This window comes from Bradyrhizobium sp. cir1, from assembly GCF_014198245.1.
GTDB lineage: Bacteria > Pseudomonadota > Alphaproteobacteria > Rhizobiales > Xanthobacteraceae > Bradyrhizobium.
Map to the genome: position 1 here is coordinate 165,606 of NZ_JACIHE010000005.1, position 24,308 is coordinate 189,913.

Genomic DNA, 24,308 nt, shown 5'->3' on the forward strand with positions numbered 1-24,308 from the left:
ATTCTCCGCTCACCCCGCCGGCTGATTGCCGGGCTGGCCTTTGGCCTGAGCATCGAGCCGGCGCTGCAGCCGCCAGCTCCGGAAACTCCAGGCCCGCCAGGCCATGTCCAACCGCTGGGTTTCTACAAGCCGATCGCGGCGCTGCGCAAGGCAGTCGTTACCCGGGCGATGGGCGATGACCTTGTCGAGCGCGGGCAGCGCCTGTGGCCCGAGCGTGAGGAGATAGTTTGCATCGATCGCCACGCCCTTACCCGACATTTCGCTGCTGTGATTCAGATTGTAGTCGGCAATGAAGGCATCGAAGTTCACCAGCGAGGTACCATACAGCACGATCGTTAACGCGATCAGGTTGGTGCAGACGAGCCAGCGGTTGGACCGGCTGAGCGCGATGCGGGCGACGATCAGGATCAATCCCAGCGCCACCACTCCCATCCAGATGAAGGCCGCGATGCGCCAGTAGGTCAGCATGTAGATGCCGACATAGAGATCGAGCCGCAGGATGGAGGAGGCGACCAGCAGGACGTTCTGGCCGACCCAGAGATAGACCAGCGGCCGAATCACCTTTGATTTCTCGGACGGGCCGCCCGGACGCATCGCCACCAGCACGAAGGCGGCGGCGAGCAGGGCGGTTACGATCAGGGGATAGGCGCCGCGATGGGCGTAGGCCGCATAAGTCATGTTGTCGGGCAGTGCCACATGGCCCCAGAGATAGATGCCGTCGAGAATGGACTGCGCCGCGAACAGCAGATTGAACAGGATCAGCGAGCGCAGGATTGTCGAGGGACCGAGAAACTCCGCTGAGACCATGGGCGGCAGCGGCGGTGGCACAGGGCCCTCGGCCGCGGTGGTGGTGGCTATCGTCTTGCGCCGCCAGCGCACATGGATGAACGGCCAGACCACCGCCAGCATCAAGGCCCAGAACAGTACGCGCGGGATGCTGACATATTCGACGACGAGCTTTGGATTGAGCAAGGAGACCCACTGCTCGATCACCGGATTGGCCGCGGCGAACAGCGCGACGAAGATGGTGCTCAGCGCCGCGGGCATCAGCCAGAGCGCGATGCCGCGGGTGAACGCCGACATGTTGAACACCTGGGGCGCATCGAGGAAGAACCTGAAAGGCCCGAGCAGGACAAAATTGCGCAGCGCACGGGCGCGCTCGGTGAGCTCGGTCGTTTCCGGATTCGTCGCGATCAGGAGTGCAATGGCCAGCGCCATGGCGAGGATCAGGAACGACAGCGTGTTGAGCTCCTTGACGGCCGGCGCGAGGCCGGTGACGAAGATGGCCCCGCTGATCATCGCGCGCCGCAGATCCAGGGCCGCATGATTGAACAGCACCGACACACAAGCCATCGCAATCGCAAAGAGCGTCAACGACAGTCCGATCCGCTCGCCATAGAACAGCCAGTCGGCGAGCGCGGCCAGTGCCAGCGCAAGCCCGACCTTGGCCGGGATCGAGGAATGACTGATCGGCTTGATTTCCGCTCCGATCGTCGAAGCCAGGCTCGTCATGTGCAGATGACCTTTCGTGATGGGTGGCATCACGAAGTCTGAACGGCGCTTGTGCAGACGGCGGGATCATCGTCTGCATGGTTTCAGGAGTCTTTTGCAGATTTCGTGCAGGCGCGTTTTTGCCTCTCGCACAGCGCAGATCGACTTGATAGGTGCGAAGCACTCATCACCATCGCATGTGGTGCATCATGCAATTCCTTCGCCGTGTCGGTCTCATCCTGCTCTGGCTCGCCGCGCCCGTTGCTGCATTCGCGGCCGCGAACAAGAACGATCCTTATCTGGTCCCGCTGCGCGGCGCGGGAAACATTGTGCTTGTCGCTGCAAGCATCGCGATCGTCATCTTTCTGCTTCGCGGAGATCGCTGGCGCAGCATCGCGGGCAAGCTGCTCGTCATGCTCTGGTGCCTGCCGCCGCTCTTGATGTCGGCGGCGCATCTGAAGTTCGAGGCGCGCAAGCGCGATGTCTTCAGCGCGAGCGCTGCCGAGGCGCGGCAGCTCGGGCCTCACTTCATGGTCGGCTATTCCTCCTTTCCCGAGGTCGCGCGTCTTGCCGAGCAGGGGCTGATCGGCGGCGTCTATGTCACCCGGCACAACATCCGCGGCCGGACCATCGAGGCGCTGCGGGCCGAGATCGCCGCGCTCCAGGATATCAGGCGCGCAGCCGGCCTGCCGCCGCTGATCGTCGCTGCGGACCAGGAGGGCGGCATTGTCGGGCATCTCGCGCCGCCGCTGACAAAGGTGCCGGCGCTGGCAACGCTCACCGGGCTTGCTCCCGACGAGCAGCAGGCCAAGGCCGAAGAGTTCGGCCGTATCCACGGCCGCGAGCTCGCGGGGCTCGGCGTCAACCTCAATCTTGCGCCGGTGCTCGACCTCAAGCCGCCGCAGCGGCGCAACCGCCTCGATTTCCACACCCTGATTGGCCAGCGCGCTATAGCGACCGATCCCGTCGTGGTCAGCACGATCGCAAGCGCCTATGTCCGCGGGCTGGAAGAGACAGGCGGCGGCGCCACGCTCAAGCATTTTCCCGGCATCGGCCGCGTGCGCACCGATACGCATCATTTCAGCGCCAGTCTCAACACGCCGGTGAAGGAGCTGGAAGCAACCGACTGGCCCCCGTTCCGCGAGGTGCTGGCGCATTCGCGTAGCGCCCTTATGGTCGGCCATGTCACGCTCACCGCCGTCGATCCCGATCGTGCTGCCTCGCATTCCAAGCGCGTTGTCGATGGGATTATCCGCGGCAAATGGGGTTACCAGGGCATCGTGATGACCGACGATCTCGTGATGGGCGCGATCTACCAGAACGACGTCTGCAAGGCCGTGGTCGAAGCGATCAATGCCGGCGTCGATTTGCTGCTGGTCGCCTATGACGGCGCGCAGTTCTACCTGGTTTTCGCCTGCGCCCTGGAGGGATCGCGGCAGGGCAGGCTCGACGCGGCGATGTTGCATGCGAGCGCGGCGCGGCTGGAGCGTGGCTTTCCGACCGCGCAGGCGCGCGTCTCATCAGGTGCAATCAGCGTCGCGCGTCGGAACTAGCTTTTCGCGAACTGGCGGTAGTCCGGCTCGCGGTGAAACCAGAATTCGTAGCCGCTCACGCTCTTCTGCATCGCGACGTCGTGGATCGGCTGGTTGAGCGGGATGACGGGAACGTCGCGCATGCAGAGCGCGATGAAATCCTTCACGCATCTGTCGTATTCCGCGGCATCCGTGGTGAAGCGCGCCTTGTCGATCAGCGCGTCCATCTCCTTGTTCTGATAGGAGGAGATGTTGAAGATCGAGTTGCGGCCGTGGAAGTTCCAGTAGAAGTAATATTCGGGATAATCCAGCCAGCCGCTGAAGCGGTTGAGCGCGAGCGGCAGCTCCTTCTTGTTCAGCGTCGTGCGCCAGTTCGCGCCGGGGATCTTTTCGATTCCCGCCTTGATGCCGATCTTGGCGAGGTTCTCCTGGATCAGGATCGCAGTCGGCTCGCCGACGGTGGCCGTGCCCGTGTCCAGCGACAGCGTCGTCTCCAGACCGGATTCGAAACCTGCTTCCTTCAGCAAGGCCTTGGCCTTGTCGATATCGGTGACATAGGGAAATGGCTGCGGCCAGACCGGTTTTGCGACTTCCGACGCTCCGCCGTACATGGGAACGGCGCGGCCGAAGAAGGCGCTGGTCTGGATCTGCTCGTAGGGCATCGCCCAGGCGATGGCCTGACGCAGTTTTGCATTGTCGAACGGCGGCTTCGCCGTGTTCAGCGCCACGTACCAGAGCGCGTTCGGGATCGGCACGCCCGAGACCTTGACCTTGCCTTCCTTGATGATCTGCTCGAAATCACGCGGTGCAAAGCCGCTGGAAATATCCGCATCTCCCCGCTCCAGCATGGCGCGGCGGGTGCCGGCGGAGGGGACGTCGCGCGCGATGACGCGCCGGACCTTCGGCAGCGGTCCGCTCTTCCAGTCGTCGAACCGCGTCAGCACGGTCTCGCTGCCAGGCTTCCAGCTCTCGATCTTGTAGGCGCCGCCGCCGGCCTCGTTGTTCTTCAGCCAAGCCAGCGCCCACGGGTCTTCTGCCGTCGCGTTCTTCTTCGCCAGCTCGGAGTTGATGATGAAGGGCACGACGACGGCGACGTTGAACAGCAGCATCTTGTCCTTGCGGACATAGTCGATGCGGAAGGTGTACTCGTCGACCACCACGAACTGCTCGGGCTTCTCCAGCGATCCCGCCGACATCTGGAAGGTCGGGAAGCCGCCAACCTTCACGGCGCGGTCGAACGACCATTTGACGTCCTTGGCGGTAACCGGCGTGCCGTCGTGAAATTTTGCGTCCTTGCGAAGCCTGAAGGTGCAGGACATGCCGTCAGCCGCGACCTCCCAGCTCTCGGCGAGCTCAGGCGCGAGTTTTTCTCGGTCGTACGACGTCGTCCCATCGGGCAGCGTCTTGGAGGCGTAGGTCAGCAGTCGGTCGTAGCAATTCCAGGACAGGCCGTTCACGGTCTGGTTGGAGCCGACGCCCTGCATGTCCAGCGAATTCGGCCCGAGCTCCTGCACCACCAGCAGTGTCTCCGCGCGGCTCTGCGCCCAGGCGAGACGTGGAGCAAATGCTGCCGTACCGGCGGCGCCGAGGCCGCCAAGTACCACGTCGCGCCGGGTCATATTATGGGGTGCATCGCTCATCGCCGCCTCCGTCAGAGAATTTCCTGATATCGAGAGGCAAGGCGTATGCCATCGGCGCGCTTCAAGGTGTCAGATGCCCTGCGCGACCGCGCTACGGCGTCACCGCGCCGCGTGCGACCGCGCGTGGGGCGGTCAATTCCTTCCAGGTCGAATTTGCCACATGCACCGGCGAGAAGGCGGGACGTTCGACGTAACGGCCATCGCCGGCCTCGGCGCGCAGATCGCCGTCCTTCCAGACGATACGGCCGCGCGAGAGCGTCGCGGTCGGTCCGCCCGTGCAGGCAAAGCCTTCGAACACGTTGTAATCGATCCGGCTCATCTGCCGCTTCGCGCTGATCGTCTTGCTCGCCTTGGGATCCCACACCACGACATCGGCATCCGAGCCGACGGCAACGGCGCCCTTGCGCGGATAGATGTTGAGGATGCGGGCGATGTTCGCCGAGGTCACCGCGACGAATTCTTCCTTGGTCAGCCTCCCCGTGGCGACGCCCGCGGTCCACAACAGTGCGAGCCGGTCTTCGAGGCCGCCGGTGCCGTTCGGGATCTTCGTGAAATCGTCGAGGCCGAACCGCTTCTGCTCCGTGGTGAAGGCGCAATGGTCGGTCGCGACCACCTGGAGCGAGCCGGCTTGCAGGCCGGCCCACAGGCTGTCCTGATGCGACTTGTCGCGGAACGGCGGCGACATCACGCGCTGTGCGGAATGGTCCCAGTCCTTGTTCTGGTATTCGCCGGCATCGAGCAGCAGATGCTGGATCAGCGGCTCGCCATAGACCCGTTTTCCCGCAGCCCGCGCGCGGGCGATCGCCTCGTGCGCCTCGCGGCAGCTGGTGTGCACGATATAGACCGGCGTGCCGGTCATGTCGGCGATCATGATGGCGCGGTTGGTGGCTTCGCCCTCGACCTCCGGCGGCCGTGAATAGGCGTGGCCTTCCGGGCCAGTGACGCCGCGCGCGATCAGCGCCTCCTGCATCAAGGCGACGACGTCGCCGTTCTCTGCATGCACCACCGGCATCGCGCCGAGATGGGCGCAGCGCGCGAACGAGTTGTAGAGCTCGTCATCGTTCACCATCAGCGCGCCCTTGTAGGCCATGAAATGCTTGAAGGTGTTGATGCCGTAGGTTTTGACCACGGTCTCCATCTCGTCATAGATCTGCTTCGACCACGACGTCACCGCCATGTGGAAGCCGTAGTCGCTGGCCGCCTTCTCGGATTTGTGCCGCCACTCCTGATAGGCCGCGAGCATGGACTGGCCCGGATCGGGCAGGCAGAAATCGACCACCATGGTGGTGCCGCCGACGAGCGCAGCCTTCGTTCCCGATTCGAAATCGTCGGCGGTCACCGTGCCCATGAACGGCATTTCGAGATGGGTGTGCGGATCGATCCCGCCCGGGATGACGTAGGCGCCGCCGGCATCGACGATCTCGGTGCCTGCCGGCGCCTCGATCGACGGGCCCACCGCGACGATGATCTCGCCGTCGATCAGCACGTCCGCGCGCCGCGAATGATCGTGATTGACGACGGTGCCGCCGCGGATGAGGAGGGGCATGAGAGGCTCCGGGGAAAGGTGAGGGAGGCGTTTCGCCGTAAAGGCTAAGCGCACCACTCGCGATGCGACAGGCGAAATTTTAGTCAGCCCGCGCGCGCGACCAGCCCGTCGATCATCGCGCGGACGAGGCCTGCGATCTCCTTGCGCAGCGCCGGCAGGGGCACGGCGACCAGCTTCTGCTCCAGCCCCAACGCCACCATGCCATGCACGGCCGAGAACAGGCTGCGCGCGGTGATGCTCAGCTCCTCCTGGCTGCGCTTGGGAAACAGCAGCGCCAGCGGATGATAGATGTGGCGGAAAAGCTGCAGCTGGTCGTTGACGGACCAGTCGGGGAGGATCTTGTTGGCCGCCATGCGGTGCTCGAACAGCGCACGCCAGAGCTCCAGGTTTTCGGCGGCGAAATCGCAATAGGCGATGGCGATGCGGACCAGCGTCTCCTGTGGCGAAGGTTCACCCGCGCTTTCCGCCGCGCTGAGCGCTTCGTCGAGGCGATGCAGCGTGCGTGAGCCGACCCGCAGGACGAGCTCGTCCACGTCGGTGACGAGATTGTAGACTGCGCCATTGGCGCAGCCGATCTCGCGGGCGAGATCCCGGGTTTTCAGGCCCGCCAGCCCGCGGCTCGCGATCATCTGCTCCGCCGCCTGGATCAGCTCTACCCGCAATTTCTCTCGACGTTCCAAGGTCTTAGTCATCCGCCGACCAAATTTTTGAGCATCGCTCAAATATTTATTGAACGATGTTCAAGATTCCTGCTACAAAGGATCTGTGAGCAACGCTCATAACAGGGAGCTGCAGATGTTCAAGACCGTCGTGACACTTTTCCGCGGCAGCGTGGCCGCCGCGGGTGAGGAGCTGGAGGACCGTACCGCCCTGCTGATCCTCGACCAGCAGATGCGCGATGCCGCCGCCGCCCTCGAGCGCAGCAAGCGCACGCTGGCGCTGGCGATTGCGCAGGACCAGCAGGAGGGCCGCAAGCTCGAGGCGACCCTGGCCCGCATCACCGATCTCGAGACCCGCGCAGTTGCCGCGCTCGACGGTGGCCGCGAGGATCTCGCCAAGGAAGCGGCCGAGGCGATCGCAGGCCTCGAAGCCGATCGTGATGCGGCGATGACAGCACGCGCGTTGTTCGCGACCGAGATCGCCCGGCTGAAGCGGCACGTGACCAACGCGCAGGCCCGCATCACCGAGCTCGATCGCGGCCGGCGCCTCGCCCGTGCCTCGGAAGCGGTGCGCTCGCTCCGCCGCAGCGGCATCGAGGCGGCGCGTCCCTACGAATCCACGCTGCCGGATGCCGACAGCACCTTGAGGCGCTTGCGGGAGCGCCAGCTGGAAGCCCAGGCCGCCGATGACGCGCTGGTCGAGCTCGATGCGGCGACCGGACCGCTCGCCACCGCCGAGCGACTCGCCGAGCAGGGCTTCGGCCCCCGGCTCAAGACGACAGCGGACGACGTGCTGGCGCGGCTGAAGTCCAGGCGCACTCAGACGGCCTGAACCCAGATCCATCATCATTCGAACCAACAGGAGACCATCATGAACCAGAACGGCCAACCGCATAGCAGCGCCTGGGTCACCTTCACCTACGTGTCCTTCGCAGCCTCCGCCTTCCTCATCGCCATCGGCATCTTCTTCCTGCCGATCGACCTCTGGATGAAGGGCTATCTCGCCATGGGCATCGTGATGCTGATCCAGACCTGCATCACGCTGACCAAGACCGTGCGCGACAATCACGAGAGCAGCCGGCTGGTGAACCGCATCGAGGATGCCAAAGCCGAGCGGCTGCTGATGGAGGTTTCCAAGGCGGCTTGAAGGCAGAATGTCTGGAAGAAGCGCAACGGTCTGCAATCTGACGCGGTGGGTGCCGGAGCATCCACCGCGCGCCTGATCCGCATATCGCGCCTGCGAAATGCAACCGAGCCATGACGGATCGTGCGGGCGTGCGGCCTTGCGCGGCGGCGCCGGCCGACGCACTCTCGTCCGGGCGGTGCGAAGAACGCCGCCAATAAGATTGCGCGAGGAAGCTCTATGGCGGCGACGCGGATCGACTGCGATATCCATCCGGCGGTTGGCGGCACGCGCACGACGCTGCTTCCCTATCTCAGCGACCACTGGAAAGAGCAGGTGGTGAGCCGCGCCATCGACGGGCTCGATCTCACCTCCTATCCGCCGAGCATGCCCCTTTCGGGCCGCGCCGACTGGCGGCCGGCGGGTGGTTCCAAGCCCGGCTCCGATCTCGCCATGGTGCAGAAGGGCGCGTTCGATCAGCTGGGTGCCAGCCACGCCATCCTCAACGTGCTCTACGGCGCACAGGCCGTGTTCGACGCTTACATGGCGGCCGACTTCTGCAGGGCCATCAACGACTGGATCGCCGCCGAGTGGCTGTCGCGCGATCCCCGCCTGCGTGCGTCCATCGTGGTGCCGATGCAGGCGCCGGATCTGGCGATCGAGGAGATCGAGCGCCGCGCCGGCGATCACCGCTTCGTCTCCATCCTGGTGCTGGCGCAGGGTGAGACGCTCCTGGGGCGGCGGCATTTCTGGCCGGTCTATCAGCTCGCCGAAAAATACAAGCTGCCGCTCGCAATCCATGCCGGCACGCAATACCGGCAAGCGCCGAGCTCGGCCGGCTGGCCGTCGCATCGCTATGAATATTACTTCGTCGAAGCGCAGGCGTTTCAGGCGCAGATCCTCAGCCTGATCTACGAGGGCGTGTTCGGCAAATTTCCTGATCTGAAGGTCGTGCTGATGGAGTCGGGCGTCAGCTGGCTGCCGGCCTTCATGTGGCGCGCCAACAAGACCTGGCGCGGCGTGCGGGTCGAAGTGCCCTGGGTCGAGCGCGAGCCGGCCGCGATCATTCGCGAAAATTTCCGCGTCACCATGCAGCCGTTCGATGCACCGGGCGATGCGACAAGCGTCGAGGAGATCATCGACCAGATCGGCTCGGAAAAGATGTTTCTGTTCGCGTCCGACTATCCGCACTGGCAGTTCGACGGCGACGATCCGATCCCGCCGAACCTGCCGAAGAGCTTGATCGCGAAGATGTGCGTCGACAATCCGCTGGAGACGTTTCCGCGGCTCAAACTGAATGCTTGAGCCATGTTGATGAGATCCGAATTCGAAGCCGCATCGCTGGTGCCACACCTCTCCCGATGGGGAGAGGTGAAACGACTGTCCAAAGAGCTTGGAGGTTCGCATGAGTGAGGTCATTGACCGTCCGCTGCGTGACGATGAGAAGCCCGCCGCATCAAAGCTCCGCATCGTGGATTGCGACGTGCATCCAAGCCTGCACTCGGTCGATGACCTCAACGCGTTCCTGCCGAAGCGCTGGCAGCAGCATCTGAGAGAATACGGCAGCCATCTGCGCACGCCCTATCTCTTCACCACGCCCTATCCACGCTCCTCGCCGCTGATCGCGCGGCGTGACGCATGGCCGCCGACCGGCGGGCCGCCGGGCTCCGATCTCGCCTTCATGCAGAAGCAGCATCTCGATCCGCTCGACGTCGAGTTCGGCATCCTGCAGGTGCTCGACCTTTTTATCTTCTCGCAGCAGAATCTCGAATTCGGCGCCGCGATCCAGCGCGCCATCAACGATTGGCAGCTGGCGTTCTGGTCGCATCGCGATCCGCGCCTGAAGGCGTCGATCCTGGTCGGGCAGGACGGCACGGATCTCGCCATCGCCGAGATCGAGCGCTGCGGCAGGATCGGCGAGTACATCCAGATCAACGTCTCGCCGCGCGCCAACGAGCCGCTCGGCCGGCGTCGCTACTGGCCGATCTACGAGCGTGCGCAGGCGCTGGACCTGCCGCTCGGCATCCATGTCGGCGGCTATGGCGGGCACGCGCCGACCGGCGGTGGCTGGCCATCTTATTATGTCGAAGAGCACCAGTCGAATGCGCACACCATCGCGGCGCAGCTTGCGAGCCTCGTCATCGAAGGCGTGCCGGAACGCTTTCCGAAGCTGAAGATCGTTTTCATCGAGGGTGGTTTCGGCTGGATCCCCTCGGCGGTGTGGCGCATGGACCAGCATTTCGAACGCTTCCGCAGCGAGGTGCCGCATCTCAAGCGCAAGCCGTCGGAATATGTCCGCGAGCATTTCTGGTTCACGACGCAGCCGATCGACGAGCCGGACGAGGCACGGCATCTGCGGTCGCTGATCGAATGGGTCGGCGTCGACCGTCTGCTGTTCTCGTCGGACTATCCGCACTGGGACTTTGACGACCCGCGCTTCGCCTTCAAGACGCCGCTGACCGAGGCCGAGCGGAAGAAGATCTTCAGCACCAATGCACGTGCGGTCTACAAGTTCTGAGACCCGCATGGCCCGTCACATCGTCGCCACCACCTCGGAGATTCCGCCCGGCGGCAACAAGGTCGTCGATATCGCCGGCCGCGACATCGTCGTGTTCCACGTCAATGGCGAGTTCTTCGCGCTGTTGAACCGCTGCCCGCATGAAGGCGCGCCGCTGGAGAAGGCGGCCTGCGTGGCGCGGCTGACCTCGCCCGAGCCAGGAGTCTATGAGCGCTCACGCGTCGGTGAGATGCTGCGCTGTCCCTGGCACGGCTGGGAGTTCGACATGCGCAACGGCCAGTCCTGGTTCGATCCGCAACGTGTCAAGATTCGGTCCTATCCGGTCGCGGTGGAGCGCGGCGAGGAACTGCAGAAGGGCCCATATGTTGCCGAGACGTTTCCGGTGCATGTCGAAGACAGCTACGTGATTGTCGAGGTCTGAGATCGCACGCGGTCCGGGGCATTCGCGTAGCCAATGAGCCCGGAATCTCGAGATTCCGGGTTCGATGCTGCGAATCGCCCCGGAATGACGCGTTGATGGGTCCGCGATCCTCATCACGCATTGAGATTTCAACGCAGGTGCGATATGGCTCTCGCGCTTTCAGAGGCGGAGACGAGCTTTGTCGAAACAATCCCTGCGTGAAGAGGCCGAGCGCCTGATCCGCGAATCGATGGAAAAGAAGACCATCGTCGTCAAGCAGGGCACGACCCGTATCGAGGCCGTCTGCGGCAAGTGCGGCGCGCCGAACCGGGTGCAGGCGGAAAAAGGCCAGACCCGCGTCAAGTTCGCCTGCAAGAACTGCGGACACCAGCAAGAGACGCTGTAGGTGTCCTAACCTCTCCCCGTAAGAACGGGGCGAGGGGGCGAGAGAGCGGTGCTGCACACTTATTCCCCCTTCACGAACCTCGCGAACGCATCCGCATAGTCCGGGTGCCAGCGCGAGAGCGGCGGGCGGTTCTCGACGATGTCGCCCGCGGCCCAGAGCATGCGCTTTTCGTCCAGCGCGCGCGGCACGTCGTTGTCCGGGCACAGGATGTAGAAATCGCCGGCCTCCAGACGGGTCAGCATGAAGTCCACGGTTTGCTCTGCCGTCCAGGCGCCTGCCGGTTTTTCGGTGCGGCCCTTCGCGGTGAGGCCGGTGAAGACGAAGCCCGGGATCAGCAAATGCGCCGTGATGTGACAATCTTCCGTGTTGCGCAGCTCGTGCTGGAGCGCCTCGGTAAACGCCTTCACGCCGGCCTTGGAGACATTGTAGGCGGGATCGCCCGGCGGCGTGGTGATGCCCTGTTTCGAGCCGGTGTTGATGATGAGGCCGCATTTGCCGCGTGCGATCATGTTGGGGGCGAAGATGCGGGAGCCGTTGATGATGCCCCACATGTTGACGCCGATGATGCGCTGCCAATGATCGGGCTCGCCGAACAGCGTGCTGCCAGGCTGGATCCCGGCATTGTTCATGAGGACATCGGTGCCGCCGTAATGCGCGCCCACGGCGCGTTCCAGTTCCATCACGCTTTCGGCACGGCTGACATCGACGGCGAACGTTATCACATGTGTGGCAGACGCGACGGATGACAGTTTTGTTGCGGCCTCTGCCAGCCGCGTCTCGTCGACGTCAGCGATGCACACCTTCATGCCGGCACGCGCGAAGGCCATGGCGGCGGCAAATCCGATTCCGGAGGCGCCACCGGTGATCACGGCAACATTGTCTTTGATGATGGCGGGATGTGGCATGGCTCGTCTCCGCAGGAAGGGGCTCGGTCGAGCTATAACATGGCGCTCGCGCGACCCTGCACAAGTCGGCATGGGTGGTCTTCGTTCCACGCCAGCTTTACGCCCCTCAGGCACCGCTGTATTCTTCCAGGCCTAACGGTCCCACCGAGATCGAGCCCAATCAATGACCTGACAGGGAGTGCAGCCATGGCTGTGTCGCAGGCTATTCCGATCACGCGCCACCCGTTCGCCAACGGGTCCTACAAGCAGATGTTGATCGACGGCAAGTGGGGCGACGCGGTCTCCGGCAAGCGCTTCGAGACCCGCAATCCCGCAACCGGCGAGCTGCTCGCAACGGTCGCCGAGGGCGACAAGGAGGACATCGACCGCGCGGTCGCGGCCGCCCGCCGCGCCTTCGAAGGTCCGTGGAGCAAGGTCAAGCCGTTCGAGCGGCAGAACCTGTTGCTCAGGCTCGCCGACCTCGTCGAGAAGAACTTCGACGAATTATCGCAGCTCGACACGCTCGACATGGGCGCGCCGCTCAGCCGCACCCGCGCCTATCGTCTGCGCGCCATCGGCATGCTGCGCTACTACGCCGGCCAGACCACGGCGATCCACGGCGAGACCATCGAGAACTCGCTGCCTGGCGAAATCTTCTCCTACACGCTGAAGGAGCCGATCGGCGTGGTCGGCGCCATCATTCCCTGGAACGGTCCGCTCTCCGCGACGATCTGGAAGATCGGTCCGGCGATCGCGACCGGCTGCACCGTGGTGCTCAAGCCTGCCGAAGAGGCGCCGCTCACCTCGCTGCGCATCGCCGAGCTGGCGATGGAAGCCGGCATTCCGCCCGGCATCATCAACGTCGTGCCCGGCTATGGCGAGACCGCCGGCGCCGCGCTGGCCTCGCATCACGACGTCGACAAGGTCGCCTTCACCGGCTCGCATGTCACGGGCCAGTCGATCATCCGGGCGTCGGCCGGCAACCTCAAGCGCGTCTCGCTCGAGCTCGGCGGCAAGTCGCCGGACATCGTGTTCGCCGATGCCGATCTCGATGCCGCTGTGCCGGGCGCGGCGATGGCGGTGTTCGCCAATTCGGGGCAGATCTGCAGCGCCGGCACGCGCCTGTTCGTCGAGCAGGCGATCTACGAAGAGTTCGTCGGCCGCGTCGCCGAGTTCGGCAAGAAGCTGCAGGTCGGCAATGGACTCGATCCCAACGTGCAGATCGGGCCGCTTGTCTCCGAGCAGCAGCTCGAGCGCGTCACCGGCTATCTCGACATCGGCCAGAAGGAAGGCGCGCGGGCGCTCGCCGGCGGCGGCCGCGTCACCGAAGGCGCGTTGTCAAAGGGCTTCTTCGTCTCGCCGACGGTGTTCGCCGGCGTCCAGGACAACATGCGGATCGCACAGGAAGAGATCTTCGGTCCCGTGATCTCCGCGATCGCGTTCAAGGACATGGACGAACTGGTCAAGCGTGCCAACAACACCACGTTCGGCCTTGGTTCCGGCCTGTGGACACGCGACGTCAGCAAGGCGCATGCGGTTGCCAAGCGCCTGCGTGCCGGCTCGGTGTGGGTGAACTGCTATCAGGCGATGGACCCCGCCGTTCCGTTCGGCGGCTACAAGATGAGCGGCTATGGCCGCGAGTCCGGCAAGCAGCACGTCGAGGAATATCTCAACGTGAAGGCCGTCTGGATCAAGACGGCGTAACATCCGTTCCTTTCCGCGTTCCGCGGGAGGGAATATCTGCTTTTATGGGGGCGGTGCCTTTTCGAGGCGCCGCCCCTCGCTATATGATCCGCGTCCTTCCATAGTCGTTCGGGGTCCACATGAAATTCGAGGCGTTGTTCAAACCGTTGCAGGTCGGTCCGTACAAGCTCGCGCATCGCGTCGCGATGGCGCCGCTGACGCGCATGCGCGCCGAGCGCGACAGCTTTTCCCCGCGGCCGCTCAACGCCAAATATTACGGCCAGCGTGCCACGAAAGGCGGCCTGATCATCGCCGAAGCCTCGCCGGTGCTCTCGCACGGCCGCGGCAATCCGGCGACGCCAGGCATCTATTCGGAGGGGCAGATTGCCGGCTGGCGTAAGGTGACGGATGCCGTGCACGCCAAGGGCGGCATCATCTTCCTCCAGCTCTGGCATGTCGGCCGCGTCTCGCATTCCTCGTTCCACGGCGGCGAGTTGCCGGTCTCGGCCTCGGCGATTGCGATCAAGGCCGAGGGCATGAAGGCGATGACGGCCGACGGCAAGATCGCCGATTACGAGACGCCGCGCGCGCTGGAGACGGAGGAGGTCAAGTGCGTCGTCGAGGCGTTCCGGCAAGGCGCGAAGAACGCGCTGGCCGCCGGCTTCGACGGCGTCGAGATCCACGGCGCCAACGGCTATCTGCTCGAGCAGTTCCTGCAATCGCGCAGCAACCAGCGCACCGATCAGTATGGCGGCGGAATCGAGAACCGCGCGCGGCTGCTGCTCGAGGTCACGCAGGCCGCGATCGACGTCTGGGGCGCCAATCGTGTCGCCGTGCGATTGTCACCGCACGGCATCGCCAATGATTCCGGCGAGCCCGATCCGATGCCGCTCTACACTTACGTGGTGAAGGCGCTGGACAAGCTTGGTCTGGCCTATCTGCATTTCATCGAGCCGCGCTCCAGCGGCGCCGGCCGCGCCGACGTCCACTGGGAGAACGTGCCCTCCGCCATGGTGCTGTTCCGCCCGCTCTATAGCGGCGTGCTGATGACCGCCGGCGGCTTTACCGGAGAGACCGCGAATGCGGCGATCGCCGATGGCCACGCCGACATCATCGCCTTCGGCCGCATCTTCATCTCCAACCCGGATCTGCCGCGGCGCCTGGAGCACGACTACCCCATCACGCCGTACAACCGCGCGACGTTCTATGGCGGCGAGGAGAAGGGGTACACGGACTATCCGGTGTATGACGAGCTGACGCCGGCGTGACCTCTCCTGTCATTCCGGGGCGATGCGCAGCATCGAACCCGGAATCCATCTAACGTCCTGGCTTGCCGCCCAATGGATTCCGGGCTCGCGACTTCGTCGCGCCCCGGAATGACAATCGTGTATTGTCGCCTCCATAACGACATTCAGGAAACACCATGGCCAAAGCCGCAGCCGCCGCAGGAATCGCCACCGGCCAATGCCTTTGCGGCAAGGTCACCTTCGAGATCGACGTGCCCGCGCGCTGGGCGTGGCATGATCACTCCGCTGCCAGCCGCCGCGCCCACGGCGCGGCTTACGCGACCTATATCGGCAGCTGGAAGAAGCGCTTTCGCATCACCTCCGGCAAGACTGCGTTGACCCGTTACGAGGACAAGGCGACGAAGACCGCACGCAGCTTCTGCTCGCATTGCGGCACGCCGATCATGTACGAACGTCCGCGCGGGCCGCACATGGTCAACATCCCGCGCGCGCTGTTCAGGGAACGCACCGGCCGCCAGCCGCTCTATCACATCGCGATCGAGGAACTGCAGGAATGGGCCTATACCGGCGAGCCCCTGGTGCCGCTGAAGGGTTTTCCCGGCGTCGTCTGGCAGCGCTCGAAAAAGAAGAGGCGGGGAAGCGGCGAGGATCCGTTCGAGCTCGGGCGCGAGGGGATGTAGCGCCGCTCCCGCGCAACGCAGCCATGACCGCGCTTCCTTGCGCCGCTCCCGCGACTTCGGCCATCATGCTTTCAGTCCTTGCGGCAACGCCCGCTCCTGGAGGAAACATGAAGAACAAGATCACCGGCCGCTCCGCCTTTCTCGCGCTGCTCAAGGACGAGGGCATCACGCACCTGTTCGGCAATCCCGGCACCACCGAATTGCCGATCATGCATGCGCTGAAGGACCATCCCGACCTCACCTATGTGATGGCGATGCAGGAGAGCCTGGTGGTCGCGATCGCCGATGGCTACAGCCGCGCCTCGGGAAAGCTCGTCGCCTGCAACGTTCACGTCGCGCCCGGCCTCGGCAACGCCATGGGCTCGCTCTACAACGCCCAGTTCACGGGCACGCCGATGATCCTGACCGCGGGCCAGCAGGAGCAGGGCCACGGCCTGATGGAGCCGGTGCTTTATGGCCCACTGGTGCGCATGGCCGAGCCGCTGGTGAAATGGGCGGTCGAGGTGACGCGGCTGGAGGACCTGCCGCGCATCGTGCGCCGCGCCGCCAAGGTTGCGATGACGCCGCCGACCGGGCCGGTGTTCATCTCGCTGCCCGGCGACATCCTCAACAGCGAAGCCGGCATCGACCTCGGGCGCTCCACCCGTATCGATGCGCGCACAAGGCCGTCGGAGGAAGCGCTGAAGGCCTTTGCCGCGCGGCTGCTGAAGGCCGAGCGTCCGGTGGTCGTTACCATGGACGAGGTGGTCAAGAGCGATGCGCTGAAGGAGGCTGCTGAATTGGCCGAGTTGCTCGGCGCGGCTGCTTACCAGTCCTCGACGCCCTATGGTGCGCACTTCCTCTCGGAGAGTCCGAGCTTCGTCGGCACGCTGGCACGCGTGCAGAAGGCCGCGCGCGATACGCTCGCGCCGTACGATCTGTTGATCGCACTCGGCGGCGATCCCTTGCGGATGTCTGTTTATAGCGAGGTCGACGCGCTGCCTGACGGGCTCGGCGTCGTGCAGATCGGCCTCGTCGATTGGGAGATCGCCAAGAACTATGGCGCAGAGATCGCGCTGAAGGCGGACGTTAGGGAAACGTTGCGCGCGCTGATCCCGGTGCTCAAGGAGATGGGCGGCGCGACACTGGCGAGCCGCGCGAAACAGCGCCTCGCCGAACTCGCGCCGAAGAACTGGACCGCGCGGCGCGCCGCGCTGGTCGAGCAGATCGGCAAGAGTGCGGGCCGCACCCCCATCGATCCGGACTTCCTGGTGCTGCAAATGGTCGAGGCCATGCCCGACCATGCGATCCTCGTCGACGAAGGCCTCACTTCCAGCCGCCAGGTCACGGCCCTGCGTCCGCACCGCGACCGCTACGGCTATCACGGCCTCGCCTCCGGCGGCATCGGCTGGGGCCTGCCGGCCTCCGTCGGCGCCAGCATTGCCAATCCGGATCGTCCCGTGGTGTGCTTCTCCGGCGACGGCAGTGCGATGTATTCGATCCAGTCGCTGTGGACCGCGGCGCATCACAAGCTGCCGCTCAACGTCGTCATCGCCAACAATGGCGGCTACCGCATCATCAAGCAACGCCTGCTCGCCTTCCACGGCGATGACAATTACGTCGGCATGGATTTTGTCGATCCACCCGTGGATTTCGCCGGTGTCGCCAAGGCGCTCGGCTGCGAGGCGATCAAAGTGAGCGATCCCGGCGAACTGAAGGCGACGCTGGCGTCGGCGTTTGGCCGGCCGGGGACGAAGCTGATCGAGGTGATGGTGGATGGGAAAGTCTGAGGCGGGATCGAGTTCCCGCACACTCGGTGTCTCGCCCGGCTTCGACCGGGCGATCCAGTATTCCAGAGACGGCTGTTGTCTACGGAGAAGCCGCGGCGTACTGGATGCCCCGGTCAAGCCGGGGCATGACAGCGTGTGTGTGGCGTAGTCCTACCCCTTCTTCCCCACCCGATATCCCGCCGCCGGATGCGGCGCGTCGAGCCGCGCGCGGCCCTGGCCGAACAGCTTTTCCCGCAGCGTGCCCTTGGCGTACTCGCTCTTGTACCGCCCGCGCCGGGTCAGCTCCGGCACCAGCATGTCGGCGATGTCCTCGAAATCGCCGGGCGAGATCGCGAAGGCGACATTGAGGCCGTCGACGTCGGTCTTCTCAAACCAGTCCTCGATTTTGTCAGCGACATTTTCGGGCGTTCCCACGACGACCGGCCCGGCGCCGCCGATGCCGACATGCTCGATGACGTCGCGCACGGTCCAGACGCGATCGGGGTCGGCGCGGGTGACGTTGTCCATCGCGCTGCGGCCGGCATCGTTCTGGACGTGGCGCACCTGCTGGTCGAGGTCGTAGCCGGAGAAGTCGACGCCGGTCCAACCCGACATCAGCGCCAGCGCCCCTTCGGGACTGATATGGCGGCGATAGTCGGCATACTTTTCCTTTGCCTCGGCTTCCGTCCGTCCGAGGATGATCGTCATCATCGAGAACATCAGGATCTCGGCCGGGTTGCGGCCGAGCGCGGCAGCTTCCTGGCGGATCGCGGAGACGCGCGGCGCGATCACCTTGGCCGATGGCCCCGACATGAACACGCATTCGGCGTGACGCGCCGCAAACTGCCGGCCGCGCGGCGAGGTGCCGGCCTGGTACAGCACCGGCGTGCGCTGCGGCGACGGCTCGCTGAGGTGAATGGTGTTGTTGATGCGGTAGTTCGCGCCCTCATGATTGACGCGATGAACTTTTGCGGGATCGGTGAAGATGCCTCGCGCCCGGTCGCGCAGCACGGCGTCGTCCTCCCAGCTGCCTTCCCAGAGCTTGTAGACGACTTCCATATATTCGTCGGCGATGTCGTAGCGGTCGTCATGTCCGGTCTGCTTGTCCTTGCCGGCACCGCGCGCGGCGCTGTCGAGATAGCCGGTGACGACGTTCCAGCCGATCCGCCCCTCGGTGAGATGGTCCAGCGTCGACATCCGCCGCGCGAAAGGGTAGGGCGGCTCGAAGGACAGATTGCTGGTGACGCCGAAGCCGAGATCTTTCGTCACTGCCGCCATCGCCGACAGCAGCAGCAGCGGCTCGTTCGACGGCGTTTGCGCTGCGTTGCGCAAGGCTGCGTCAGGACTGTTGCCATAGACGTCGTAGACGCCAAGCACGTCGGCCAGGAACAACCCGTCGAAACGGCCGCGCTCCAGGGTCCTGGCCAGATCGATCCAGTAGGGCAGGCGGTTATATTCGGCGGTGCGGTCGCGCGGATGAGTCCACAGGCCCGGTGACTGGTGTGCGACGCAATTCATCGCAAAGGCGTTGAGCCTGATCTCTTTGGCCATGCTGGTACCCCGGCGCCCTGTACTGAGCGCTCTTCGAATGATAGATGTGCGCCCCAACTTGGCGAAGTTCTTGCATATAATTGGCCCTTGGCAAGGGCCAAGAATAGAAAGGCTTGGGTATCGGCAAGGCCAAAATCAGCGGTGCTGCCGCGCTTGGCAAGCCAATCTCAAGAGAGCAAGAACGAAATCCCAAGAACTATCCAAGTCCCCGCCACTTTCGATGGCCAGCGTAGCCCGCTAGGTTCGCCCGCGTCGAAACCTTGAAAATGAAAGCAATGACCAGAGCCGACGCCATCGCCCGCGCCCGTGAAGATTTCAAGTCCGGCGCGTTCCTCGCTGAACTCGACCGCCGCGTCGCCTTCAAGACCGAAAGCCAGAATCCGTCGCGCGGCGCCGAGCTGCGCGCCTATCTGGAACAGGAGATGCAGCCGGCTTTCGCCGCGCTCGATTTCACCAGCCGCATCGTCGAATCCCCCAGCGGCAAGGCACCGTTCCTGCTCGCCGAGCACCACGAAAGTGCATCCGCGCCGACTGTGCTGGTCTACGGCCATGGCGACGTCGTCGACGGCATGGAAGGCGAGTGGCGCGAGGGCCGCGATCCCTGGCGCACGACGGTTTCGGGCACGCGCCTCTATGGCCGTGGCACCGCCGACAACAAGGGCCAGCACAGCATCAACATGGCCGCGCTCCGCGCGGTGCGCGATGCCCGCGGCGGCAAGCTCGGCTTCAATGCCAAGTTCATTATCGAGATGGGCGAGGAGATCGGCTCGCCCGATCTCGGCAAGGTCTGCGATCTCAATCGCGATGCGCTCAAGGCCGACCTGTTCATGGCCTCCGACGGGCCGCGCCTCTCCGCCGATCGTCCGACGCTGTTCCTGGGCTGCCGCGGCGGCATCCGCATCCATCTCGACGTCAATTTGCGCGATGGCGGTCACCATTCCGGCAATTGGGGCGGCGTGCTCGCCAACCCCGCGACCATTCTGGTCAACGCGATCTCGACGCTGGTCGACGGCCACGGCCGTCTGCAACTCGAGGCGCTGAAGCCGCCGCGGCTCACGAACCAGATCCGCAGCTATCTTGCCGACGTCGAGGTGGTGCCGACCGCGGACGAGCCGGCGCTCGCGGAGAACTGGGGCGAGGCGGGGCTGTCGGCGGCCGAACGGCTCTATGCCTGGAACACGCTCGAAGTGCTGGCGATGTCCTCGGGCAATATCGAGAAGCCGGCCAACGCCATTCCCGGCCATGCCAATGCCGTGCTGCAACTGCGTTTCGTGGTCGGCACCAAAATTGACGGCCTGATCGAGGCCGTCCGCGCACATCTGGTCCAGAAGGGCTTTCCGATGGTCGAGGTGCGGGCGGCGCAGAGCTTTGCTGCATCGCGCACCGATTTCGACAGTCCCTGGATCAAATGGGCCGCGGATTCGGTGCTGGCGACCACCGGCACGGCGCCGGCGGTGCTGCCGAATTTCGGCGGCTCTCTGCCCAACGACGTATTCTCGGAGATCCTGGGCCTGCCGACGATCTGGGTCCCGCATTCCTATCCCGGCTGCTCCCAACATGCGCCCAATGAGCACATCCTGCTGCCTTTGACCGAAGAGGCCTTGACGGTCATGGCCGGGCTGTTCTGGGATCTCGGGGAATTGCCAAAGCCGCTAGCCTGAGCCGTTAACCTGAGCCGCCATCCAGCCGAAAGTCACATTCTAATCCGGGCCGATTTGTGCTTGCATCCGGCCGCATCATCCTGAAAGGGGAAGAAAAAAGTGAAACATTTCCGTCACATCGGGCTCGCGCTCGCCGCGACCTTCGCCGTCAGCCAGGCCGGGGCCCAGGAGCTGACCGGCACGCTGAAGAACATCAAGGACACCGGCGCCATCACGCTGGGCTTCCGCGACTCCTCGATCCCGTTCTCCTATCTGGACGATAACCAGAAGCCGGTCGGGTTCGCGATGGACATCTGCTACAAGATCGTCGACGCCGTGAAGAAGGAGCTCAAGCTCGACAAGCTCGAGGTCAAGCTCAACCCGGTGACCTCCGCGACCCGCATCCCGCTGATGGCCAACGGCACCATCGACCTCGAATGCGGCTCGACCACCAACAATGCCGAGCGCCAGAAGCAGGTCGCCTTCACCAACACCCACTTCCTGACCGCCAGCCGCTACGTCTTCAAGAAGTCGAGCGGCCTGAAGTCGATCGACGACCTCAAGGGCAAGACGGTGGTCTCGACTGCCGGCACCACCAACATCAAGCAGCTCACCGAAGCCAACGTCGCCAAGGGCCTCGGCGCCAACATCATCCCGGCCAAGGATCACGCCGAAGCCTTCCTGATGGTCGAGACCGACCGCGCGGTCGCCTTCGTCATGGACGACATCCTGCTCGCGAGCCTTGTCGCCGGCTCGAAGTCGCCCGATGACTATGCGATCTCCAAGGACGCGTTCTCCAAGCCCGAGCCCTACGGCATCATGCTGCGCAAGGACGACGCGCCGTTCAAGAAGGTGGTCGATGCGGCAACCGCTGCGATCTATACCTCCGGTGAGGGCGAGAAGATCTACGCCAAGTGGTTCACGACCAAGATCCCGCCGAAGGGGCTGAACCTGAACACGCCGATCTCTTCCGAGCTGAAGAACGAGTTCGCCAAGCCGACGGACTCGCCGAACCCGGACGATTACAAGTAAGATATGTTGTTCGCCTCTCCCCGCTTGCGGGGGGAGGCCACCCTAGCCCTCTCCCCGCAAGCGGGGAGAGGGAAGAAATTCCAGCCATTCTGGAGGGAGTGGCCGGACATTTGCATAGGCTGCACAGGCGCCCGGGATACCTGTAACGGGCGCGTTCGCGCGGGGGACACGTGAACTACCACTGGAACTGGGGAATTTTCTTCGAGCCGAACCCGATGGGGACCGGCACCTATCTCGACATGCTGCTGTCGGGACTGGCGCTAACCATCAAGACGGCGCTGCTCGCCTGGATCATCGCGCTGATCTTCGGTTCGATCGTCGGCGTCATGCGCACGCTGCCCTCGCGGGGCGCGTACTGGTTCGGCTTCGGCTGGGTCGAATTCTTCCGCAACATGCCGCTGCTGGTGCAGCTCTTCCTGTGGTTCTTCGTGCTGCCGGAATTGCTGCCGAGGGCCGCCGGCCTGTGGCTGAAGCAATTGCCGAACGCGCCGTTCTGGACGGCGGCGATCGGCGTCGGCTTCTTCATGTCGGCGCGCGTTGCCGTGCAGTTGCAGGCCGGCATCGGTTCGCTGCCGCGCGGCCAGAAGATGGCGGCGACCGCGCTCGGGCTCACCACCGTGCAGGGCTATCGCTACGTGCTGCTGCCGATGGCGTTCCGCATCATCCTGCCGCCGCTGACCTCCGAGTTCCTCAACACCATCAAGAACACGGCGGTCGCCATCACCATCGGCCTGATCGAGCTGACCGGACAGGCGCGCTCGATGCAGGAATTCTCGTTCCAGGTGTTCGAGGCCTTCACGGCCGCGACCATCCTCTATCTCCTCGTCAACGCCGTCGTCGTGACCGCGATGCGCTTCCTCGAGCGCTACGTCGCGATCCCTGGCTACATCACGGGGAAATAGCGCCATGCTCGGAAGTTTCGATTTCGACGTCATCCGCCGGTCGCTGCCCTACCTGTTCTACGAGGGCATGACCTTCACGCTGACGCTGACCGGGCTCGCCGCGCTCGGCGGCCTGATCTTCGGCACGGCGATCGCCCTGATGCGGCTGTCCGGCTACAAGACCCTCGGGCGCATCGCCGGCCTCTATGTCGACTTCATGCGCTCGCTGCCGCTGGTGCTGGTCATCTTCTGGTTCTACTTCCTGGTGCCCTATATCGGGCAGTGGCTGACCGGCGCCTCGCGCCCGATCAGCGTCGGCGCGTTCGCGTCCTCGCTCATCACCTTCATCATGTTCGAGGCGGCGTATTTCTCGGAGATCATGCGCGCCGGCATCCAGTCGATCTCGCGCGGCCAGCCGGCCGCGGCCAGCGCGCTGGGACTGAGCTACGCCCAGACCATGCGCTACGTCGTGCTGCCGCAGGCGTTCCGCAACATGCTCCCCGTGCTGCTGACGCAGACCATCGTGCTGTTCCAGGACACCTCGCTGGTCTACGTGCTGTCGATCCCGGACTTCCTGGGGGCGGCCAGCAAGGTCGCGCAGCGCGACGGGCGCCTCGTCGAAATGTATCTGTTTGCCGCCGTCGTCTACTTCACCATTTCCTGTATCGCGTCCTTCGGCGTTCGTCGCCTGCAGTCGCGCATCGCCATCATTCGCTAGAGCGTGTCGGTCATGATCGAAATCAGCCACGTCAACAAATGGTATAGCCCCACCTTCCAGGTGCTGACCGACTGTACCACCAGCGTCACCAAGGGTGAGGTCGTCGTCGTCTGCGGCCCCTCGGGTTCGGGCAAGTCGACGCTGATCAAATGCGTCAACGCGCTGGAGCCGTTCCAGAGCGGCGACATCTCCGTCGACGGCACCAAGGTCAACGATCCCAAGACCAATCTGCCGAAGCTGCGCTCGCGCGTCGGCATGGTGTTCCAGCATTTCGAGCTGTTCCCGCACCTCAAGATCATCGACAATCTCTGCCTCGCGCAGGAGAAGGTGCTGGGCCGTGGGCACGACAAGTCGGTCACCAAGGGCATGCAGCTCTTGGAGCGCGTCGGCCTGAAGGAGCAGGCGCAGAAATTCCCGGCGCAGCTCTCCGGCGGCCAGCAGCAGCGCGTTGCGATTGCACGCGCGCTCGCGATGGATCCGATCGTCATGCTGTTCGACGAGCCGACCTCGGCGCTGGATCCCGAGATGGTCAGCGAGGTGCTCGACGTCATGGTCGACCTCGCCCGCGAGGGCATGACCATGATGGTCGTCACCCACGAGATGGGCTTCGCCCGCAAGGTCGCCAACCGCGTCATCTTCATGGACCGCGGCGAGATCGTCGAGGACGCCCCGAAGGACGACTTTTTCGGCAAGCCCCGCAGCGACCGCGCGCAGAAGTTCTTGTCGAAGATTCTGTCGCATTAATTGCTGTCGTCATTCCGGGGCGCCTCGCAGAGGCGAACTATGGTGCGCAATTGCGCACCTGAGAATCTCGAGATTCCGGGCTCATTCGCTTTGCGAATGCCCCGGAATGACGAATAGAGGGGTGATCGGCCCTCCCATTTCGCGTATACACGCGCAATTCCCCCTTTCCTCCCAGGAGACCTGCC

Annotated in this window: 22 protein-coding genes; 16 read left to right on the top strand and 6 right to left on the bottom strand. The window is 64.4% G+C overall.

Translation table 11 applies throughout. The features are described from left to right. Positions 1 to 9 precede the first annotated feature (9 nt). A complete protein-coding gene (locus GGD63_RS13515) occupies positions 10 to 1,512 on the bottom strand; it encodes a DUF4173 domain-containing protein (RefSeq protein WP_183242660.1) in 1,503 nt (500 codons plus the stop codon). Between the two features lie 188 nt (positions 1,513 to 1,700). Between GGD63_RS13515 and GGD63_RS13520 the strand changes: the two genes are divergently transcribed. After that, positions 1,701 to 3,044 carry a glycoside hydrolase family 3 protein gene (locus GGD63_RS13520; RefSeq protein WP_183242662.1) on the top strand — a complete coding sequence of 448 codons (1,344 nt, stop codon included), beginning with the start codon at positions 1,701 to 1,703 and terminating at the stop codon, positions 3,042 to 3,044. On the opposite strand, the gene GGD63_RS13525 is transcribed toward GGD63_RS13520, so the two are convergent. The 3 genes from GGD63_RS13525 to GGD63_RS13535 form a co-directional block, all read right to left on the bottom strand. Next, complete coding sequence (locus GGD63_RS13525; RefSeq protein ID WP_183242664.1) at positions 3,041 to 4,663, bottom strand: ABC transporter substrate-binding protein; 1,623 nt, start codon at positions 4,661 to 4,663, stop codon at positions 3,041 to 3,043. The two genes, GGD63_RS13520 and GGD63_RS13525, sit on opposite strands and share 4 nt — an antisense overlap. 91 nt (positions 4,664 to 4,754) lie before the next feature. Next, positions 4,755 to 6,209 carry a dihydropyrimidinase gene (hydA, locus tag GGD63_RS13530; protein ID WP_183242666.1) on the bottom strand — a complete coding sequence of 485 codons (1,455 nt, stop codon included), beginning with the start codon at positions 6,207 to 6,209 and terminating at the stop codon, positions 4,755 to 4,757. An 83-nt stretch (positions 6,210 to 6,292) separates the two neighbouring features. After that, positions 6,293 to 6,901: a TetR/AcrR family transcriptional regulator gene (locus tag GGD63_RS13535; RefSeq protein ID WP_183242668.1), complete on the bottom strand. Its 609-nt coding sequence runs from the start codon at positions 6,899 to 6,901 to the stop codon at positions 6,293 to 6,295. Between the two features lie 103 nt (positions 6,902 to 7,004). Between GGD63_RS13535 and GGD63_RS13540 the strand changes: the two genes are divergently transcribed. From GGD63_RS13540 to GGD63_RS13565, 6 genes are all read left to right on the top strand, one after another. After that, positions 7,005 to 7,700: a PspA/IM30 family protein gene (locus GGD63_RS13540; protein WP_183242670.1), complete on the top strand. Its 696-nt coding sequence runs from the start codon at positions 7,005 to 7,007 to the stop codon at positions 7,698 to 7,700. Between the two features lie 39 nt (positions 7,701 to 7,739). Beyond that, on the top strand, positions 7,740 to 8,015 hold the full coding sequence (locus GGD63_RS13545) for a YiaA/YiaB family inner membrane protein (RefSeq protein WP_183242672.1): 276 nt from the start codon (positions 7,740 to 7,742) through the stop codon (positions 8,013 to 8,015). 216 nt (positions 8,016 to 8,231) lie between these two features. Then, positions 8,232 to 9,296, top strand: coding sequence for an amidohydrolase family protein (locus tag GGD63_RS13550; protein WP_183242674.1), 1,065 nt, complete (start codon positions 8,232 to 8,234; stop codon positions 9,294 to 9,296). A 100-nt stretch (positions 9,297 to 9,396) separates the two neighbouring features. After that, positions 9,397 to 10,509 carry an amidohydrolase family protein gene (locus GGD63_RS13555; RefSeq protein ID WP_183242676.1) on the top strand — a complete coding sequence of 371 codons (1,113 nt, stop codon included), beginning with the start codon at positions 9,397 to 9,399 and terminating at the stop codon, positions 10,507 to 10,509. Positions 10,510 to 10,516: 7 nt separating this feature from the next. Then, complete coding sequence (locus GGD63_RS13560) at positions 10,517 to 10,930, top strand: Rieske (2Fe-2S) protein (protein WP_183242678.1); 414 nt, start codon at positions 10,517 to 10,519, stop codon at positions 10,928 to 10,930. 178 nt (positions 10,931 to 11,108) lie between these two features. Further along, positions 11,109 to 11,315 (top strand): hypothetical protein, encoded by a 207-nt coding sequence (locus GGD63_RS13565; RefSeq protein WP_183242680.1) that lies wholly within the window; start codon positions 11,109 to 11,111, stop codon positions 11,313 to 11,315. Between the two features lie 59 nt (positions 11,316 to 11,374). Here the strand turns inward: GGD63_RS13565 and GGD63_RS13570 are convergent, their stop codons facing one another. After that, positions 11,375 to 12,220 (bottom strand): SDR family oxidoreductase, encoded by an 846-nt coding sequence (locus tag GGD63_RS13570; RefSeq protein WP_183242682.1) that lies wholly within the window; start codon positions 12,218 to 12,220, stop codon positions 11,375 to 11,377. A gap of 186 nt (positions 12,221 to 12,406) precedes the next feature. On the opposite strand from GGD63_RS13570, the gene GGD63_RS13575 reads away from it, so the two are divergent. The 4 genes from GGD63_RS13575 to GGD63_RS13590 all read left to right on the top strand — a co-directional run bounded on the left by GGD63_RS13575 (position 12,407) and on the right by GGD63_RS13590 (position 17,578). Then, positions 12,407 to 13,903, top strand: coding sequence for an aldehyde dehydrogenase family protein (locus GGD63_RS13575; RefSeq protein ID WP_183242683.1), 1,497 nt, complete (start codon positions 12,407 to 12,409; stop codon positions 13,901 to 13,903). Between the two features lie 119 nt (positions 13,904 to 14,022). Continuing rightward, entirely contained in the window at positions 14,023 to 15,150 is a 1,128-nt protein-coding gene (locus GGD63_RS13580; protein WP_183242685.1) for an alkene reductase, read from the top strand. Positions 15,151 to 15,305: 155 nt separating this feature from the next. Next, complete coding sequence (locus GGD63_RS13585; protein WP_183242687.1) at positions 15,306 to 15,809, top strand: GFA family protein; 504 nt, start codon at positions 15,306 to 15,308, stop codon at positions 15,807 to 15,809. Positions 15,810 to 15,916: 107 nt separating this feature from the next. Continuing rightward, entirely contained in the window at positions 15,917 to 17,578 is a 1,662-nt protein-coding gene (locus GGD63_RS13590; RefSeq protein ID WP_183242689.1) for a thiamine pyrophosphate-binding protein, read from the top strand. Positions 17,579 to 17,728: 150 nt separating this feature from the next. On the opposite strand, the gene GGD63_RS13595 is transcribed toward GGD63_RS13590, so the two are convergent. After that, the gene (locus tag GGD63_RS13595) at positions 17,729 to 19,108 is read right to left on the bottom strand and encodes an LLM class flavin-dependent oxidoreductase (RefSeq protein WP_183242691.1); all 1,380 of its coding nucleotides are present in this window, start codon (positions 19,106 to 19,108) and stop codon (positions 17,729 to 17,731) included. 275 nt (positions 19,109 to 19,383) lie between these two features. Here GGD63_RS13595 and GGD63_RS13600 point away from each other — a divergent pair, with 275 nt between their 5' ends. The 5 genes from GGD63_RS13600 (at position 19,384) to GGD63_RS13620 (ending at position 24,123) form a co-directional block, all read left to right on the top strand. Beyond that, positions 19,384 to 20,769: a M20 family metallopeptidase gene (locus GGD63_RS13600; RefSeq protein WP_183242693.1), complete on the top strand. Its 1,386-nt coding sequence runs from the start codon at positions 19,384 to 19,386 to the stop codon at positions 20,767 to 20,769. Between the two features lie 99 nt (positions 20,770 to 20,868). After that, positions 20,869 to 21,780, top strand: a complete 912-nt coding sequence (locus GGD63_RS13605) for an amino acid ABC transporter substrate-binding protein (protein WP_183242695.1) — start codon at positions 20,869 to 20,871, stop codon at positions 21,778 to 21,780. A gap of 170 nt (positions 21,781 to 21,950) precedes the next feature. Continuing rightward, a complete protein-coding gene (locus tag GGD63_RS13610) occupies positions 21,951 to 22,682 on the top strand; it encodes an amino acid ABC transporter permease (protein WP_183242697.1) in 732 nt (243 codons plus the stop codon). Positions 22,683 to 22,686: 4 nt separating this feature from the next. After that, complete coding sequence (locus GGD63_RS13615; protein ID WP_183242699.1) at positions 22,687 to 23,379, top strand: amino acid ABC transporter permease; 693 nt, start codon at positions 22,687 to 22,689, stop codon at positions 23,377 to 23,379. 12 nt (positions 23,380 to 23,391) lie between these two features. After that, complete coding sequence (locus GGD63_RS13620; RefSeq protein WP_018648485.1) at positions 23,392 to 24,123, top strand: amino acid ABC transporter ATP-binding protein; 732 nt, start codon at positions 23,392 to 23,394, stop codon at positions 24,121 to 24,123. Positions 24,124 to 24,308 lie beyond the last annotated feature (185 nt).

Excerpts from the sequence above, each read along its gene's own strand:
- GGD63_RS13515 (WP_183242660.1), bottom strand. The coding sequence starts at position 1,512 with ATGACGAGCCTGGCTTCGACGATCGGAGCGGAAATCAAGCCGATCAGT.
- GGD63_RS13615 (WP_183242699.1), top strand. The coding sequence starts at position 22,687 with ATGCTCGGAAGTTTCGATTTCGACGTCATCCGCCGGTCGCTGCCCTAC.
- GGD63_RS13600 (WP_183242693.1), top strand. The coding sequence starts at position 19,384 with ATGACCAGAGCCGACGCCATCGCCCGCGCCCGTGAAGATTTCAAGTCC.
- GGD63_RS13555 (WP_183242676.1), top strand. The coding sequence starts at position 9,397 with ATGAGTGAGGTCATTGACCGTCCGCTGCGTGACGATGAGAAGCCCGCC.
- GGD63_RS13570 (WP_183242682.1), bottom strand. The coding sequence starts at position 12,220 with ATGCCACATCCCGCCATCATCAAAGACAATGTTGCCGTGATCACCGGT.
- GGD63_RS13520 (WP_183242662.1), top strand. The coding sequence starts at position 1,701 with ATGCAATTCCTTCGCCGTGTCGGTCTCATCCTGCTCTGGCTCGCCGCG.
- GGD63_RS13620 (WP_018648485.1), top strand. The coding sequence starts at position 23,392 with ATGATCGAAATCAGCCACGTCAACAAATGGTATAGCCCCACCTTCCAG.
- GGD63_RS13590 (WP_183242689.1), top strand. The coding sequence starts at position 15,917 with ATGAAGAACAAGATCACCGGCCGCTCCGCCTTTCTCGCGCTGCTCAAG.
- GGD63_RS13545 (WP_183242672.1), top strand. The coding sequence starts at position 7,740 with ATGAACCAGAACGGCCAACCGCATAGCAGCGCCTGGGTCACCTTCACC.
- GGD63_RS13550 (WP_183242674.1), top strand. The coding sequence starts at position 8,232 with ATGGCGGCGACGCGGATCGACTGCGATATCCATCCGGCGGTTGGCGGC.
- GGD63_RS13595 (WP_183242691.1), bottom strand. The coding sequence starts at position 19,108 with ATGGCCAAAGAGATCAGGCTCAACGCCTTTGCGATGAATTGCGTCGCA.
- GGD63_RS13560 (WP_183242678.1), top strand. The coding sequence starts at position 10,517 with ATGGCCCGTCACATCGTCGCCACCACCTCGGAGATTCCGCCCGGCGGC.
- GGD63_RS13575 (WP_183242683.1), top strand. The coding sequence starts at position 12,407 with ATGGCTGTGTCGCAGGCTATTCCGATCACGCGCCACCCGTTCGCCAAC.
- GGD63_RS13525 (WP_183242664.1), bottom strand. The coding sequence starts at position 4,663 with ATGAGCGATGCACCCCATAATATGACCCGGCGCGACGTGGTACTTGGC.
- GGD63_RS13535 (WP_183242668.1), bottom strand. The coding sequence starts at position 6,901 with ATGACTAAGACCTTGGAACGTCGAGAGAAATTGCGGGTAGAGCTGATC.
- GGD63_RS13580 (WP_183242685.1), top strand. The coding sequence starts at position 14,023 with ATGAAATTCGAGGCGTTGTTCAAACCGTTGCAGGTCGGTCCGTACAAG.
- hydA (WP_183242666.1), bottom strand. The coding sequence starts at position 6,209 with ATGCCCCTCCTCATCCGCGGCGGCACCGTCGTCAATCACGATCATTCG.
- GGD63_RS13585 (WP_183242687.1), top strand. The coding sequence starts at position 15,306 with ATGGCCAAAGCCGCAGCCGCCGCAGGAATCGCCACCGGCCAATGCCTT.
- GGD63_RS13540 (WP_183242670.1), top strand. The coding sequence starts at position 7,005 with ATGTTCAAGACCGTCGTGACACTTTTCCGCGGCAGCGTGGCCGCCGCG.